At 51.1% G+C, this 15,932-nt stretch carries 12 protein-coding genes; 6 read left to right on the top strand and 6 right to left on the bottom strand.

Going from position 1 to position 15,932, the window contains the following annotated elements; all coding sequences use genetic code 11:
- Window positions 1-51 precede the first annotated feature (51 nt).
- Window positions 52-1,878 (bottom strand): molecular chaperone HtpG, encoded by a 1,827-nt coding sequence (gene htpG, locus ACW9SV_RS07975; RefSeq protein ID WP_479556207.1) that lies wholly within the window; start codon window positions 1,876-1,878, stop codon window positions 52-54.
- Between the two features lie 420 nt (window positions 1,879-2,298).
- On the opposite strand from htpG, the gene ACW9SV_RS07970 reads away from it, so the two are divergent.
- The 3 genes from ACW9SV_RS07970 (at window position 2,299) to ACW9SV_RS07960 (ending at window position 5,726) form a co-directional block, all read left to right on the top strand.
- Entirely contained in the window at window positions 2,299-2,598 is a 300-nt protein-coding gene (locus ACW9SV_RS07970; protein ID WP_479556206.1) for a hypothetical protein, read from the top strand.
- Window positions 2,599-2,734: 136 nt separating this feature from the next.
- Window positions 2,735-5,137 carry a TonB-dependent receptor gene (locus tag ACW9SV_RS07965; RefSeq protein WP_479556205.1) on the top strand — a complete coding sequence of 801 codons (2,403 nt, stop codon included), beginning with the start codon at window positions 2,735-2,737 and terminating at the stop codon, window positions 5,135-5,137.
- A 34-nt stretch (window positions 5,138-5,171) separates the two neighbouring features.
- Window positions 5,172-5,726: a hypothetical protein gene (locus ACW9SV_RS07960; protein ID WP_479556204.1), complete on the top strand. Its 555-nt coding sequence runs from the start codon at window positions 5,172-5,174 to the stop codon at window positions 5,724-5,726.
- Window positions 5,727-5,993: 267 nt separating this feature from the next.
- Here the strand turns inward: ACW9SV_RS07960 and ACW9SV_RS07955 are convergent, their stop codons facing one another.
- On the bottom strand, window positions 5,994-6,881 hold the full coding sequence (locus ACW9SV_RS07955) for a TraB/GumN family protein (RefSeq protein WP_479556203.1): 888 nt from the start codon (window positions 6,879-6,881) through the stop codon (window positions 5,994-5,996).
- A 205-nt stretch (window positions 6,882-7,086) separates the two neighbouring features.
- On the opposite strand from ACW9SV_RS07955, the gene ACW9SV_RS07950 reads away from it, so the two are divergent.
- Window positions 7,087-8,322, top strand: a complete 1,236-nt coding sequence (locus ACW9SV_RS07950; RefSeq protein WP_479556202.1) for an MFS transporter — start codon at window positions 7,087-7,089, stop codon at window positions 8,320-8,322.
- Window positions 8,323-8,370: 48 nt separating this feature from the next.
- Here the strand turns inward: ACW9SV_RS07950 and ACW9SV_RS07945 are convergent, their stop codons facing one another.
- Window positions 8,371-9,180, bottom strand: a complete 810-nt coding sequence (locus ACW9SV_RS07945) for a TonB family protein (RefSeq protein WP_479556201.1) — start codon at window positions 9,178-9,180, stop codon at window positions 8,371-8,373.
- Between the two features lie 91 nt (window positions 9,181-9,271).
- Here ACW9SV_RS07945 and ACW9SV_RS07940 point away from each other — a divergent pair, with 91 nt between their 5' ends.
- Window positions 9,272-9,577, top strand: a complete 306-nt coding sequence (locus ACW9SV_RS07940; RefSeq protein ID WP_479556518.1) for a DUF4286 family protein — start codon at window positions 9,272-9,274, stop codon at window positions 9,575-9,577.
- Between the two features lie 108 nt (window positions 9,578-9,685).
- Here the strand turns inward: ACW9SV_RS07940 and ACW9SV_RS07935 are convergent, their stop codons facing one another.
- Complete coding sequence (locus tag ACW9SV_RS07935; protein WP_479556200.1) at window positions 9,686-10,162, bottom strand: N-acetyltransferase family protein; 477 nt, start codon at window positions 10,160-10,162, stop codon at window positions 9,686-9,688.
- Window positions 10,163-10,445: 283 nt separating this feature from the next.
- Here ACW9SV_RS07935 and ACW9SV_RS07930 point away from each other — a divergent pair, with 283 nt between their 5' ends.
- Window positions 10,446-12,593, top strand: a complete 2,148-nt coding sequence (locus tag ACW9SV_RS07930; RefSeq protein ID WP_479556199.1) for an acylase — start codon at window positions 10,446-10,448, stop codon at window positions 12,591-12,593.
- Window positions 12,594-12,667: 74 nt separating this feature from the next.
- Here ACW9SV_RS07930 and ACW9SV_RS07925 read toward each other — a convergent pair whose 3' ends face one another.
- Both ACW9SV_RS07925 and ACW9SV_RS07920 read right to left on the bottom strand, forming a co-directional pair.
- Window positions 12,668-13,516: a LytR/AlgR family response regulator transcription factor gene (locus tag ACW9SV_RS07925; RefSeq protein WP_479556198.1), complete on the bottom strand. Its 849-nt coding sequence runs from the start codon at window positions 13,514-13,516 to the stop codon at window positions 12,668-12,670.
- Between the two features lie 183 nt (window positions 13,517-13,699).
- Window positions 13,700-15,895: a prolyl oligopeptidase family serine peptidase gene (locus ACW9SV_RS07920; protein ID WP_479556197.1), complete on the bottom strand. Its 2,196-nt coding sequence runs from the start codon at window positions 15,893-15,895 to the stop codon at window positions 13,700-13,702.
- Between the last annotated feature and the right edge of the window lie 37 nt (window positions 15,896-15,932).

Genomic DNA, 15,932 nt, shown 5'->3' with positions numbered 1-15,932 from the left:
TAAACGTACGTTTCCGGCCTCTTTTCTATAAAAATACTTTAAAACGACAGACTACTCTTTGTCAATCAGCTCTACGCTGCGTTTCACGAAGGCCGTTAAGGCTGCACCGGAAAGCATGTTCTGAGACAGTAATGCCAGGTCATAGGCTTGTTTGGCTATCTTCTCACCGCGCTCATCGTTGTGCTTGAGGATGCGGTGGTTGATAGGATGGTTGGCGTTGATGGTCACGTTGTACATGTCGGGCAGATTACCCATCATCATCATGCCGCCACCGCCCATGCGGTTCATGTCTTTCATGCGGCGCATGAACTCAGGCAAGGTGATGATTACCGGTTGGTCATCGGTGCTCAGGGCTTCCACGCCAACGGTCATATTCTGGTTGCTGATGGCCTTTTCAAACAACTCTTTCAAACGCTTGGTCTCGTCTTCAGACAACACGCTGGCCGGTTTGGCATCGGTCTCAATGAGCTTGTCAATGGTATCGGCGTCAACGCGTTTCAGGGTTGTTTTCTCCAATTTCTGCTCTAACTGGCCAATGAAGTGCGGATCAATCATCGTATCCAGCTTCACCACGTCATAATTGCGGTTCTTGGCGGTCTCAATGAAAGCGTGCTGCTTCTCGGCATCAGTTGTGTAGAGAATCACCAATTGACCGTTCTTATCGGTTTGGTTCGCTTGTACGTAGTTGCGGTACTCTTCCAGGGTGTAGAATTTCTCGTCGGTGCTTTGCAGCAGGGCGAAGTCCTTGGCTTTTTCGTAGAACTTGTCGTCTGAGAGCATGCCGTACTTCACAAATACCGCAATGTCGTTCCACTTCTCTTCGTAGGCGGTGCGGTCTTTCTTGTAGATCTCGTTCAGTTTATCCGCTACCTTACGGGTAATGTAGGTGTTGATTTTCTTCACGTTCGCATCGGCCTGCAGGAAAGAGCGGCTCACGTTCAACGGAATGTCTGGAGAATCGATTACGCCGTGCAGCAGCATCAGGAACTCCGGCACTACATCTTTCACCTCATCGGTAATGAATACCTGGCGGCTGTAGAGCTGGATTTTATTTTTCTGGAAATCGAATTCATTCTTCACTTTAGGGAAGTAAAGAATACCGGTGAGGTTAAACGGATAGTCCACGTTCAGGTGAATCCAGAACAATGGGTCCTCAGAGAACGGATACAGCTCTTTGTAGAAGTTCTTGTAGTCCTCGTCAGTAAGTTCAGACGGAGACTTGGTCCAAATTGGGTTCGGGTTGTTGATGGTCTCGCCGTTGAACTCAACCGGAATGGGTAAGAACTTGCAGTATTTGTTTAGGATGGTTTGCAGGCGGGCTTCTTCCAGGAACTCCTCAGAATCTTCGGCGATGTTCAAGATCACATCAGTACCACGCTCGGTGCGGGTTCCGTTGGTGATAGAGAACTCGGTAGAACCGTCGCAGATCCAGTGGGCCGGTTCAGCGCCATCTGCGTGTGACAAGGTGTCAATTTCTACGGTGCCAGCCACCATAAACGCCGAGTAGAACCCTAAACCAAACTGCCCGATGATCTGGCTCTTGTCAGCGTTTGAGTCTTTGTAGCGCTCCACAAACTCAGTAGCGCCAGAGAAAGCGATCTGGTTGATGTATTTCTTGATCTCCTCGGCGGTCATCCCTATCCCGTTGTCCGAGATGATGATCTGCTTTTTCTCTTTGTCCACCTTCACGGTCACCTTCAGGTCACCCAGGTCGCCTTTCAGTTCACCAATCACCGACAAACGCTTGGCCTTCTGGCTCGCGTCTACAGCGTTTGAAACCAACTCACGCAAGAAGATCTCGTGGTCTGAGTACAAGAACTTCTTGATGATGGGGAAAATGTTCTCGGTGTGAATCGAAATCGTGCCTTTTTCTTCCATTTCCTTTATATAAGATGATATGTATTGCGGTTTTGAAGAGGCTTGGCAAAAGCTGTTCCACCTACGTCAAAAGTGACAGGATGTCAGATAAAATATGGAAGGAGCAGCACCAGCAAATGCCAATGATGAGTTGAGGCATTTTGTTAAGGCCCAGATTTCCCATTTACTCCCTGCTGGCGCGATTCTGTTAAGACAAAGCGTTAGTTGTTATTCCTACAAAGCGAGCTATTTCTCATTTATAGCCCAGTTTCTGAGAAATAGCTTAAAAACATAAGCCCGCCCCTCCTCGTTTCAATAGCCTATAGTTGCCGTTCTTCCTCTTTGTCTGACGATTGCTGTGTAACTATTATTTTTAGGACCTATATTTGCTTATTCCCCCATTTGAAAGTGCGTTGTCTTAGAACTATAAGTGCCTACCTCTTGCTCCTGCTGTTTATGCGGGTGATGGTACCTGAAAAGGTACTGGTGGCTTTGCACGCCCACGCGCACTCAGAAGACAAACCCCACGACGAGAACCGGCCGCACATTGACAACAAGCACACGCACTGTCCAACGGCCGAGCTGTTCAATACGCCTTTTCAACCCTCAGAGACCATAGTGGCGTTTACCGCTCCTATTCCGTTGATAGACCGCTACCGAGCTGGCTTTGCCTTTATTTGGAAGTTCAGCTATCCGCATACTGCCTCTCCGCGCGGCCCACCTGTGGCCCGGCTTAGTTAATTCCTTTTCCTTTAAGGCAGGCTTGCCTGGTCGCGCTGTTTTCAGCCGTTTCTTGTAAAAACAGGTAAGAAACACCCTACGCTTGAAGGCGGTTAGGAGGACGCTCCTCCTTTTTCCATTCTTTTTTCTTACTGAGTTGCGCAAATACGTAAACTATTTGGTGCTGCTTCTGCTGTGTATTGGCTTGGCGTCTGTCAATGTCAGTGCACAGGACGGTCCCGTACCTACCGGAAAAGATGCTCCTGCCAATGCAGATTGCGGCATCACTTTGTCTGGCACGGTCACGGACCACGAAGACCGCAGCCCCTTGATAGGTGCCACCGTGGTTTTGGAAGGCACCCAACACACCAGCATCACCGATGCTAACGGTCATTACCATTTCCATGATCTCTGCCCCGGCACGTACCGGTTGGCGGTGTCTTATATTGGCTACAACCCAGAACGGCTGGAGAAACTAGTTCGAGCTCCTGAAGTGATTAACTTCCGGTTGCACCCGGATGCGCTTCAGCTGCACTCGGTGGAAGTTCGGATTGCCAAACAGCGCGAGCAGATTCCCCAAGCCACGAGCCATCTAAGCGGCCAGGAGCTTCGGCAGACCTATGGCCAGTCACTGGCCCAGTCGCTGGAACGGATGACGGGACTTACCAGCATCCAGACCGGACCCAGCATTGCCAAGCCCGTGATTCACGGCATGCACAGCAACCGCGTGCTGGTCATGAACAACGGCGTGCGCCACGAGGCCCAACAATGGGGCTCTGAGCACGCGCCCGAGATTGACCCGTTTGTGGCCTCTGAACTGACCGTGGTAAAAGGTGCCGCCGGCGTACGCTACGGCGCTGATGCCATTGGCGGCGTGATTCTGGTAGAGCCTAAACCGTTGAGAGACTCTGCTGGAACCAGTGCTGAGTTGAACCTAGTAGGGGTCAGCCATAACCGCCAGGGTGTGCTATCGGGCTTGGTGGAAAGTAATCCGGCGGGTATTCCGTCATTGAGCTGGCGCCTGCAGGGCACGCTCAAAAAGGCCGGGAACAGCAAAACCCCAGACTACTACCTGGCCAACACCGGTTACCAGGAGCAGAACTTCTCGGCCGCTGCCGGTTGGACCCGCGAGAAGTTTGGGGTGGATGCCTTTTTCAGCCGATTTGACACCAAGCTAGGCGTGTTCTCGGCCTCGCACGTGGGTAACCTCACCGATATTCGGACTGCCCTGCAACGGGAACGCCCCGAGCCGGAGGCTGCTTTCACCTATGATATTGGCGTGCCATACCAGAACGTGACGCATGATTTGCTCCGGCTGCACGGCTTCTACCGCACTGGTCCCGCCAGCAAATTGCTCTTCACCTACGCCCGGCAGTACAACCAGCGCGAGGAGTATGATGCCCACGGCGACCAAAGCACCCCAGGCTTAAGGTTTGAGATCACCACCCACAGCAGCGAAGCCGTTTGGGAACATCCGCTCATCCGGAATTTGAAAGGCAGCATTGGGGCCACGTACCAGTACCAGTTCAACCGGTACGAGGGCCGTTTCTTTGTGCCGTTTTACCAGAGCCATACCGGTGGTTTGTTCTGGATTGAGAACTGGGAGAAAGGTAAGTGGCACGTGGAGGCAGGGCTTCGATACGATTACCGCTACCTGCAGGCTAAACTGTACCGCAAGGACACCTCGGAGAGAACCGGTCAGTCTGAATTGGACAATGAGCTGCTCACGCCTACTCATCGGTTCCAGAACCTGTCAGGTACGCTGGGCGCCATCTACCATTTCGGGCCGCACCTGGATCTAAACCTGAATGCCTCCACGGCCTGGCGTTCGCCTACCACCAGTGAGTTGTACAGCAATGGCATCCACCACGGTACGGGCACCTATGAGTACGGCAACGAGAATCTGGGCGTGGAGCGGGCGTACAATTTTATGGCTACGCTGGCGTACGTGCAGAACAAGCGCCTGAACGGTGAGATCAGTGTGTACCACAACATCATAGACAACTACATCTATCAAGAACCTGATACCGTGCCCACGCTCACCATCAGAGGGGCATTCTTAACAGCCCGTCAGAAACAAACCAATGCTACGTTCTCGGGGATAGATGTAAGTGCGTCTTATAAGTTAACGGATCACCTTTTGTTCGCCACCAAGGCCTCTCTGGTGCGGGCTTACAACCGTACCGCCGATGAGTACCTGATCTGGATTCCTTCTGACCGCTACGAGAGCAGCCTGCGCTACTCGGTAGACCGGCTGGGAGCCAAGGGAGTATTTGCGCAAAACTTTATTTCTGTCAGCGGTCTGGCCGTGCCCCGGCAGCGCCACATCCCAAACAATTACTTGGCTCGGGATTACGCCATGCCACCGGCCGGTTATTTCCTGCTGAACGCCGAGGCTGGAACTACCCTGCACTTCGGCAAACAGCCCATTGAGGTAGGCTTAATCGGCCGCAACCTCTTAAACACCGCCTACCGCGATTACCTGAACCGTTTCCGGTACTACGCCGATGAAATAGGCAGATCCATTACCCTGCGGGTGAGTATCCCGCTGAACTTCTAAACCGTATTTTTTTACCAGAGTAACTTTAACCACTATGAAACAATTTTTGAAACCATCCCTCGCTATTTTGTTCACCGCATCGGTATTCATGACTTCTTGCAGCAATGACGATGATCCAATTCCCACCAATGAGGAAGAGCTGATTACCACGCTAAAATTAACCATGGTTCCACAGGGCGGTGGCACAACTGTAACGGCCACTTACCGTGACTTAGATGGCGATGGCGGACAGGTACCGGTTATTACCGGCGCCACTCTGGCAACAAATAAAGTGTATGACGTGACGGTGCAGGTTCTGGATGAATCTAAAAACCCGGCAGAAGACATCACAGAAGAGGTAGAGGAAGAAGGAGATGAGCACCAGTTCTTCTACGTAGTGTCCAGCGGTTTGAACCTGTCCGTAGTGTACAACGACATGGACGCCAACAATCGTCCGGTGGGTATTCAAACCAGAATAACCACTACCGGTGCTTCCACCGGCAACCTGCAAGTAGTGTTGAAGCACCAACCCAACCTGAAAAGCGCTACCAGCACTATTAACACTGGTGAAACCGATGCAGAGGTATTATTCCCTATCACTGTTCGGTAAGCTTATTGACACCAATTCTAGAAAAGGCTTTGGCATCTGCCAAGGCCTTTTTTGTTCTAGGCTTTCCTCATCCAGAACAGAGGGCCCATATTGCGCTTCACCACCTCTCTTGGAAAAACAACCCGTAAACGGCTTATCTTGGCAGCCTTGAAACACAATCCTGCTACCGTTTAGAAAGTTGGATTTGTACTTCCACAAACTACTAAAAAGAAATAGCCCAACGCATTTTCACATGCGTTGGGCTTATTAATAAAGGGATAGTATGGACTACTCTAAAACAGGCTCTACCTTGTAGCCCTTGGCTCTTAACAGTTGAATTAACCCTTCTTCACCGGCAAGGTGGGCAGCCCCTACCGCTACAAAAGATGGGCTATTTTTCATCATGGCCACCATAGGAGTTAGCCATTTGTGGTTCCGCTCGTCTAGTAGCATATCATTAGACTCCGCTGCATCCTCCTGCGAGGTGATGAGGTGGTACAAACCCATCAAATCTTCTTGTTGGTAGAGGCTTAACATGCTCTTCATCAGTTTCCGCTGCTTGTCAAACTGCTTCACGTTGTTCAGCAACTGAGAGGTTTGGACTTCCAGGGTGGATTGGTCAAAAAGGGCAACCTGCTCTTCTGGGGTTTCCAGCACGTACACGTTCTTATGCCATTTCTTGGCTAGGTCTAACAAAGCCAGGTCATACGATTCGGGACTGTAACCCAATAACTTTGGGTAAAGCAGCAACTGCCCTAGGAAACCTGGCTTGATGTACCGGAACTGCTGCATGCTGCGCTCCAATGAATCTTTCAAAAAGTTGGTGAGCAAGTTGTAGTCCTGCGCAGTCATCAAAGACTCTAAAGGCTGGTTCATGCGCATGGTCTTAGAAAGAAGCCGGCTCAGCTTTGGGCTATCCAAGTCAACTTCAAAGACCACCGTCTGGGATTTCAGCAATTTTTGTTTTACCTTACTAGGAAGAACAAACTGGTTTTTGGGAACCAGATGGAAAGTCCCGTAGAGATAAGACGTCTTGATCCCTTTACCGCTTACTTTCCAAAGCAACGACTTGCCTTGCGGTTCTGGAGTAGCACAAGTTCCACTCTTCGGGAAAGCGATTCCGAAGATCAGGCTTGCGAATAAAAACCAAAGAAAAGCGGGTTTGTACGTAATCATAGACAGAAGGTTGCAGAACTTTAACAAAAGTATAACTTTTTTTTAGAGCACCACATGGTCTTTGTCAATAATCCGACGAAACGGTATAAATACAGGACAAAAACTAATAACCTGTGGTTAAACTAATTATACCATTTCCTCCGCTTCAATAGATTTATTACTAAAATCCAAAAAGCTTTTACTAACCGACCTTGCTTCTTCCTGCATGCAAATCCCTACCTCTCCGGCTCCTACAAGTAAACTATTAAACACTGCGGTTATTGTGGCGGCCCTAGGCTACTTTGTAGACATTTACGACCTTGTTCTGTTTAGCATTGTTAGAATTGGCAGCCTCCGTGACCTGGGGGTGACAAGCCCCACGGCCCTCTTGGAAGACGGGGTTCGTCTGATAAATATGCAAATGACAGGCATGTTATTGGGCGGTATTTTCTGGGGAGTTCTGGGGGATAAACGAGGCCGGATCTCGGTTCTGTTCGGCTCTATTTTCTTGTATTCTGCCGCGAACATTGCCAACGGATTTGTCTCAAACCTGGAGGCCTACGCCTGGCTGCGATTCATTGCCGGGGTTGGTTTGGCCGGGGAATTAGGCGCCGGTATTACATTGGTAAGCGAGGTGCTCCCTAAGGAAAAACGGGGCTATGGCACCACCATTGTTGCCTCCGTGGGGATTTCCGGGGCTATTTTAGCTGGGGTTATCGGCGAGTATTTCCACTGGCGCACGGCTTATTTTGTGGGAGGTGGTTTAGGGTTGTTGCTGCTGCTGCTCAGAATAGGAGTATATGAATCAGGGATGTTTGAGCGGACCCAGAGGCAAGAGGTAGCCCGAGGTAACTTTCTGAGTCTCTTCACCAATGGCGCTCGCTTCTTTAAGTACCTGAAATGCATTCTTATAGGCGTGCCTATCTGGTTTGTGATTGGCGTGCTCATTACCTTCTCACCTGAGATCAGCCAAGCCTTGAATATTTCTGTTCCTATCTCTGCTGCTAAAGGTATTGCGTTCTCTTACCTGGGTCTTACCCTGGGTGATTTGGCCAGCGGACTAGTGAGCCAGAAGCTACGCAGCCGCAAAAAGGTAGTGGTCTTGTTTCTGCTGCTTCTTTCAGGAATAGTGGCTCTTTTCCTGTTAGCCCAAGGTGCTAGTGAGACCTATTTCTATGTGTTGTGCGTGGCCTTAGGCTTTGGCAGCGGCTACTGGGCGGTATTTGTGACCATCGCGGCCGAGCAGTTTGGCACCAACATCAGGGCTACTGTCACCACTACGGTTCCTAATTTCGTGCGTGGGGCGGTTGTGGTGCTTACCCTATCGTTCAAGGGCCTGCAAGATGACCTGGGTTTATTGACAACCGCCGCGTTGCTGGGAGCCATTACTATTATTATTGCCTTGGTTTCTATCAGTACCTTGCCCGAGAGCTTTAACAAGGACCTAGACTACACAGAATAAACGATTAGGGGCTGATTTGGTGAAATCAGCCCCTAAAACAGCCATCCGTTAGTTTACCTTTATATTATAAGGAACCGTATACTTTACTGACACCTTTTCGCCATCCTGTATCCCGGGATGCCAAGTGGGCATGGCTTGAATTACCTGTATTCCATTGGTGGCTAGAGATTCATGGGTGGTTTTCACTACCTCAATGTTCTCTACTTTCCCGTCTTTTCCTACTACAAAGGACAGAATTAACTGACCATCCTGTCTGGCTTTCCGCATGTCTTTGGGTATTCTCATGTTGTTGGCCAGGAACTGAAACATGGCTCTTTGCCCTCCAGGGAACTCGGGCATCACTTCAAAGGGGTAATGAGGCACCGGTGTTCCCCCTTCATTGAAGCACTGTCCATTCAGTAGTTTTCCCTGGGCGTACACATCCAGGCGCTTGAGTTGCTGGTTGACATGATAGGTTCTTAAGGTGTCATGCAGTTCCCCGTTCCTGTAAGTCATTTCCCATTTCTTCTTACCGTCCTCAAACCATACCTGTGCTTTGCCCTCGGGCTTGCCCTTCACATACAGTTTCTGTTCTTTGAGTTGTCCGTTCTTAAACCAGGTCTGGGACAAGCCGTCTCGTACAGAATCTGTTTTGCTGAAGTGTATTTCCTCGTGCTTCTCACCGGTAATGAAAAAATCTTTCTTATAACCCCGCCCGGTACGTGGATCTGTGATCCGAACCACCCGGTAATAGGCAGCCTCGCTCTGCGGAACCTCTTTAAATGCAGTACTCAAGTACGTGATGGTGGAATCTGTTTGGCAAAAACCAGTGGCGGCACCACATAGCCATATCAGCATGGCTAGTAAAACTTTTCTCATTAGATTTTAGATAAACTTAGGCGTGCGTTGCTTAGAAGGCACCTTTTGCACTCAGTTGTATGTTATCGCAAGATAAGCAGTATTTTTGAGGATGATTCTTTTCAACGAGACCGTAAACATAGACAACACCGTAGCCGCAGACTGGCTACAGTGGATGCAGGAAACCCATATTCCGGAGGTGATGGCCACCACTTTTTTTGTTAAGTTCCAGATTGCAAAAGTAATGGAGGAAGAGGACAACGGCGGCACTACCTACGCTATTCAGTATTATGCCCGCCACATGGATGATCTGTTAGAGTATCACCAAGCGCACGACCAAGCCATGCAGGCGAAAATGCAAGCGCAGTACCCTGGTCAGTTCGTGTCTTTCCGGACTGTGCTTGAGGTGGTAGGATAGTTACTTCCCTACTAAATTTTACTTCCTTTCTAGCCTGATTTTACAAAACAGCCTGAAAACGCTCTACGCAGCTTTTTCAGGCTGTTTTTATTTTAGCCATGATTGAAACTAGAACTGCTGCAGTTCTTCCTGGCTCAGGTTACAGTTAATCCATTCTGCGTCTAGGTTGGCACCTATGCTGCGGTAAAAATTAATGGCAGGCTCGTTCCAATCCAGCACCTGCCACTTCATGCGCTTATAGTTTTCTTCTTTGGCCGCTTTCGCTACGGCATGGAACAGCAGACGTCCAATGCCCTGCCGGCGGAGACGCTCAGTCACCACAATGTCTTCCAGGAACAGCATTTTTCCTTTCCAGGTAGAGTAAGCGGTGTAATACAGCGCGATTCCCACAATGCCTTCCTCGGCAGACTCCGCCACGAAGAACTCAAAAATTGGCCGTTCTCCAAACCCATCTAGGCGCATGTCATCAATGGTGTTGGTGACTTCATCGGGGGCTTTCTCATAGACGGCCAATTCCACAATCAAGGCGTGCACGCCCGGCAGGTCGGCCTCGGTTCCTTTCCGGACGGATACAGTTAAACTCATAATGCTTTCTTAAACGGCCTTCTGGCCAATGGTGCTGCAAATTACGCCTCCGCGGGCGCAAACAAAAAGCAGCGGCTACCGCTTTCCGTCCTTTCTCTGCCAACCATCGGCAGCCATTCACCTTTCGCTTACCTACCACTCACCCCAAAATACGTCCCATCCGCTTAATCAAGACGGTTTTTGGTTCTCAAACCCTTTACTATTGTCCCAGACAAACGCCCCGGCGAGTGCCCTTCCCGCAAAGCAGAAATCTTTCCTTGAAAAAAAATACATCCATAACCTTATGAAAAATCAAGCCTTAAAACATCTTAACCCCAAGGGGTGGCAAGCACCCAATCAATCTACAGGCATCATGAAACAGGTAAGATCATCTTTTAAAGCGATGGTGTGGCTGGTTTTCTTTTTCTGCGCTGTCTTAGGTAAGGCACAAGCCCAGAAAGCCCCCTCAGAAATCATTTGGGACAAATACGGCGTGCCGCATGTGTATAGCCAGAATACCGCCGAGATGTACTACGCCTTCGGTTGGGCGCAGATGCACAACCATGCCAACCTCCTGCTGGAACTTTACGGACAGGCGCGGGGCCGAGCCGCAGAATACTGGGGCGAGAAGTACCTCAACGCAGACAAACAGGTGCACCTCTTTAGTTTGCCTGAGACCGCCAAAAAGCAGTATACCCAACAGCCATCAGAAGGCAAGCAGCATTTAGATGCCTTCGTGCGCGGGGTGAATGCTTATGCTCAAGCCCATCCAGAAGCCATTGACCCAGCCAGAAAGCAAGTACTGCCTATTACCGCCTATGATGTGCTGGCCCACAGTTCCCGCGTGGTCTGCCTGGAGTTCCTGGGCAGCGATGACATTAGGGCAGCGGTGCGCGAGATCACGCCCGGTTCCAACGCCTACGCCATTGCGCCTTCTCGGTCGGCGTCTAAGAAGGCGATGCTGGTGACTAATCCGCACCTGCCTTGGGAAGATTTCTTTGTCCTATTTGAAGCCCACTTGTCGGCGCCGGGGTTCAATGCTTATGGCGCGTCGTTGGTGGGACTGCCGATCCTGAACTTCGCTTTCAATGATTACCTGGGCTGGACCCATACCGTGAACACCATTGATGCCTCAGACCGGTACGAACTCACGCTGCAGAACGGCGGCTACCTGTTGGATGGCAAAGTACAGGCTTTCGAGAAAAGGACCGTGCCGCTGAAGATCCGGCAAGCCGATGGTTCTGTGAAAACGGAAAATCTGGTCATCGCCTCTTCTAAGCACGGACCGGTAGTAGGCGAGAAGAACGGGAAAGCCTACGCCGTACGCATTGCGGGGTTAGAGAACGGCTTGCTGGGCACGCAGTACCACAAGATGGCGCAGGCCAAGAACTGGCAGGAGTTTGAATCGGCGATCAAGATGCTGCAAAACCCACTGTTCAACATCATCTACGCCGATAAGGCCGGAAACATTCTGTACCTGTTCAACGGCAACGTGCCCAAACGCTCCGAGGGCGACTGGGCTTTCTGGAACGGCACCATAGATGGACGCTCCTCCAAGTACATCTGGAACCAGTACCACCGGTACGAGGACCTACCCAAAGTATTCAACCCCAGCACCGGTTTTGTGCAGAACGCCAATGACGCCCCCTGGACCAGCACCTACCCCGTAGCCCTCAAACCCGCTGATTTCCCGCCTTACATGGCTCCGCAGGAAACGCCTTTGCGCCCGCAACGCGCCGTGAACATGCTCAAAGACGATGCCTCTATCTCTTTTGACGAACTGGTGGCCTACAAGATGAACACGGGCATGGAATCTGCGGACCGTTTCCTGGATGATTTGCTCAAAGCGGTGCAAAAACACCCTGATCCGGTAGCCCAAAGAGCTGCCGCCGTGCTGCAAAAGTGGGACAGACAAACAGAGGCTACTAGCAAGGGCGCCATCCTGTTCGCCCGCTGGTTTGACAAGCTGCGCGAGGACATGTTCACTACGCCCTGGAACCCTGATCAGCCTTTCACCACACCAGACGGCCTAAAAGACCCGCAGAAAGCCGTGGCCCTGCTGGTGACCACTGCAGACGAGGTAGAGAAAAAGTACGGGTCCCTAGACGTAGCCTGGGGCGAGGTGCACCGGTTCAGGGTGGGTGATCACAACGTGCCCGGCAACGGCGCGCACAGCCACTATGGCGTCTTTAGGACTATGCACTACTACAGCGCCGATGATAACAAGGAGTACGCCTATCACGGAGATTCGTATGTGGCCATCACGGAGTTCGGGGATAAGGTCAAAGCCCAGGTTTTGCTCAGCTACGGCAACGCCACCCAACCTGGCAGCAAACACCGTGGAGACCAACTCCAGTTGCTTTCAGAGAAGAAACTTCGTCCGGCTTTGTTGGAGAAGGAGGAAATTCTGCGGAACATGGAGAAGCGTGAGCAGTTGTCTATGAACAAGTAAAAGTTTGAAGCGAATGGATGGCCTGCCTGTGTTAGAGCTGATTCTTAGAAATGGGGTTCTAAACAGGCAGGTTTCTACAGGGCGAATTCCCGCATCCAGGCATTGAACTCGGGGGTTCTTCTTCGGCTCACGAAAACTTCTTCTTTGAAGGGTGGCTCTAAGGTAATCAGTAAACGGCCGGTGCCATCCGCAGAAAACCGTTGCACGGCACTCATCTGGGCCAGTACCTGGCGGTTCAGGCGGAAGAAAGCATCGGGGGAAAGGGTATTTTCAAAGTGCTCCAGCGTCTCGTCTACCAGGTAGTCTTTTCCCGCGAAGGTCCGCAAGAAAGTGAGCTCTTTGGCTTTGTAGAAATACGCCACCTCTGGGAGCGGAACCGGCACCAGGGATTTTCCCTGTTGGGCCATGATGTTGCGAGTAGGCGTTTCGGGCTTAAATTCAGGAATGAATGAAGATTCCTGCTGAAGGCTGCGGAGTTTGGCCTCGTACTCTTGCTGCACCCGCAGTAGGGTGTAGAGCAGATGCAGCCCCGTAAACATCAGGAAAGCCACCGGCACATCGGTCACAAACACCACCGTGACGTTGAACACCTCGGCGCGCTGCTGAGCCATTATAAATTCATTGTAAACGAAGGAGATGAGTGTAACCCACAGCAGCGTGATGCCAATGCCCAGAAAAGCTTGCTGCAGTAAGCGCTCAAACGGAGACTCAAGCCAGGAATAGCGTTTATCCAGCTTTTCAATAATCCAGCGGTTATACTCCCAAAGCAGCCAGATAGAGGCCATGCAGACGGCCAAATCGGCGTAGTAATCTGGGTTCCGCAAGAGTTCCACCAAAGGCGCCGGCTCCCCCACGTGCCTGAACAGCAAGCCCAGGAAAGGAGCAACAGCTAATCTGGTTTTTAGGTCAGGGTAACGGGCCATGTTTGCCGAGAGATAGTGCCTTGATTGCCCTATAAAGATAGCAATCTGCCTGAGGAGACACTACCCAGGGGTACAATTTTACAGGGATGTCAGCTTTAGCTTTTGCCCTGATTTTGCTTAAACAAGCAAAAAGCCGATGCTTTCAGAAAACATCGGCTTTTTGCAATGGGTAACGTTGATTTTCTACTGCGCTCCAAACGGATTTACGCCCATGTTGTAATACACGAATGACCATACATCGGCAGCCTCCGCGATCTGGGCGGTGGTGGATTTCCCGGCGCCGTGCCCGGCTTTCACGTCTACCCTGATCAGGTATGGGTTTGGTCCGGCACCTTTCTCCTGCAGTGTGGCAATGTACTTGAATGAGTGTGCCGGTACTACGCGGTCGTCATGGTCGGCGGTGGTTACTAGGGTAGCGGGGTAGCTCACGCCTTCCTTAAGGTTGTGGATAGGAGAGAACTTCAGGAGATTCTGGAACTGTGCCGCGTCATCAGAAGAACCATATTCCGGCACCCATGCCCAGCCAATGGTGAACTTATGGAACCGCAGCATGTCCATCACACCTACTGCCGGTAGCGCCACTTTGAACAGATCAGGCCGTTGGTTTACCACGGCGCCAATCAGCAATCCGCCATTAGACCCACCGGCAATGGCCAGTTTCTGAGGCGAAGTGTATTTCTGGTCTCTCAGGTACTCAGCGGCTGCAATGAAGTCGTCAAAAACGTTCTGCTTGTTAGGTGTCATTCCCGCTTTGTGCCAGGCCTCGCCGTACTCGCCGCCACCTCTAATGTTCGCCACCGCAAACACGCCTCCGTTCTCCAGCCACACCATGCGGGCGATGCTGAAGCCTGGGGTCATGGAAGCGTTGAATCCGCCGTAGGCGTAGAGGTAGGTAGGGTTGTTTCCGTCCAGCACCAAGCCTTTCTTGTGGGTGATGAACATAGGAACCTTGGTGCCGTCTTTGCTGGTGTAGAACACCTGCTTGGTCTCGTAGCCTTCCATGTTCACGTCTACCTCCGATTTCCGGAAGAGGGTTGACTTGTTGGAGGCCACATCGTACTGGTAGATGGTGGTAGGGTAGGTGTAAGACGTGAAGGTGTAGAAAACCTGCTTGTCTTCTTTTTTACCGGTAAAACCATCGGCAGTACCAATAGTGGGCAGCGTGACATCATGCAACCATTTGCCGGTGGTGTCATGCACCCGCACCAAGGTAGCGGCATCTTTCATGTAGTTCAGAATCAAGCGGCCACCTACCAGTGAGGCATAGTTCAGGACATTCTCGGTTTGCGGCACCAGCGTTTTCCAGTTGGCTTGCTGCGGTTTCTTGAGGTCTATCTCTATGAGCTTGTACTTAGGGGCATCTTGGTTGGTGAGCACGATGAGCTTGTCGCCAATGTTTTCCACTAAGCCATACTCCTTGTCAAAGCGCTCTACTAACGGCACAACAGGACTGTTGGATTTAGTAAGGTCTTTCACGTACAGCGAGTTGTTGCTGGGACCTTCTGAGGCCGTCAAAATCAAGTACTTTTCATCCTCGGTGGTGGTGGCAAACAACAGGCGCAGCGGATGGGCCTTGGCTTCCCAGATGAGTTGATCCTGGCTCTGCGGCGTGCCTACTTTGTGGTAATAGACCTTGTGGTACTCGTTCTTGTTGGCCATTTTAGAACCTTGGGTAGGCTCTGGATAGCGGCTGTAAAAGAACCCGTCTTTGTGCCAGCTGGTACCCGAAAACTTTATCCAGTGCAGCTCATCAGACAGCTTTTTACCCGTGGCTACATCCAGCACATAGGCATCGCGCCAGTCAGAACCGCCGGTAGAGGTGGTGTAGACCGCGTACTTGGCATATTTGCTGAAGTCCAGGCTGCCTAAAGAAGTAGTGCCGTCTTCTGACAGTTTGTTAGGGTCCAGGAAGAGCTCAGGCGTGCCGTTCAGGCCTTTCTGGCGGTACAGTACGCTCTGGTTCTGCAGGCCGTCATTTTTGTAGAAGTAGTAATATTCTCCCTCGCGGAAGGGGGCTCCGTATTTGGGGTAGTTCCAGAGCTGTGTCAAGCGCTGCCTAATCTGCTCCCTGAACGGAATCTTGGCTAGATAATCAAATGTGACCTCGTTCTGCTTTTTTAACCAAGCTGCTACATCGTCGGCCGTATCGGCTTCCAACCAGCGGTAAGGGTCTGGCACCTGGGTGCTGTGATAGGTATCAACGTGGTTTATCTTTTCGGTTTTAGGGTACATAGGGTTAGAAGATTTAGCAGCCACCGCGGGCGCTGGGGCAGCAGCGGAACTAGCCGCGGCGGCAGGTGAAGTAGAAGGCGTGCTGGTTTTACAGCTGGCTGCTGCCAGCAGGGCAGCAACCCAGATAAACGTAAAGGATCTGTTCATGTTTATGTGAGTTAGTTTCACCAATCCATGTGAAAAG

The organism is Rufibacter sp. JT20002 (assembly GCF_056491185.1).
The sequence above is the reverse complement of the archived record's forward strand: the minus strand, read 5'-3'. Positions and strand labels throughout refer to the sequence as shown.

What these genes read in the sequence shown, in the direction of transcription:
- htpG (WP_479556207.1), bottom strand. Translation starts at nt 1,878, where the DNA reads ATGGAAGAAAAAGGCACGATTTCGATTCACACCGAGAACATTTTCCCC.
- ACW9SV_RS07960 (WP_479556204.1), top strand. Translation starts at nt 5,172, where the DNA reads ATGAAACAATTTTTGAAACCATCCCTCGCTATTTTGTTCACCGCATCG.
- ACW9SV_RS07955 (WP_479556203.1), bottom strand. Translation starts at nt 6,881, where the DNA reads ATGATTACGTACAAACCCGCTTTTCTTTGGTTTTTATTCGCAAGCCTG.
- ACW9SV_RS07950 (WP_479556202.1), top strand. Translation starts at nt 7,087, where the DNA reads ATGCAAATCCCTACCTCTCCGGCTCCTACAAGTAAACTATTAAACACT.
- ACW9SV_RS07945 (WP_479556201.1), bottom strand. Translation starts at nt 9,180, where the DNA reads ATGAGAAAAGTTTTACTAGCCATGCTGATATGGCTATGTGGTGCCGCC.
- ACW9SV_RS07940 (WP_479556518.1), top strand. Translation starts at nt 9,272, where the DNA reads ATGATTCTTTTCAACGAGACCGTAAACATAGACAACACCGTAGCCGCA.
- ACW9SV_RS07935 (WP_479556200.1), bottom strand. Translation starts at nt 10,162, where the DNA reads ATGAGTTTAACTGTATCCGTCCGGAAAGGAACCGAGGCCGACCTGCCG.
- ACW9SV_RS07930 (WP_479556199.1), top strand. Translation starts at nt 10,446, where the DNA reads ATGAAAAATCAAGCCTTAAAACATCTTAACCCCAAGGGGTGGCAAGCA.
- ACW9SV_RS07925 (WP_479556198.1), bottom strand. Translation starts at nt 13,516, where the DNA reads ATGGCCCGTTACCCTGACCTAAAAACCAGATTAGCTGTTGCTCCTTTC.
- ACW9SV_RS07920 (WP_479556197.1), bottom strand. Translation starts at nt 15,895, where the DNA reads ATGAACAGATCCTTTACGTTTATCTGGGTTGCTGCCCTGCTGGCAGCA.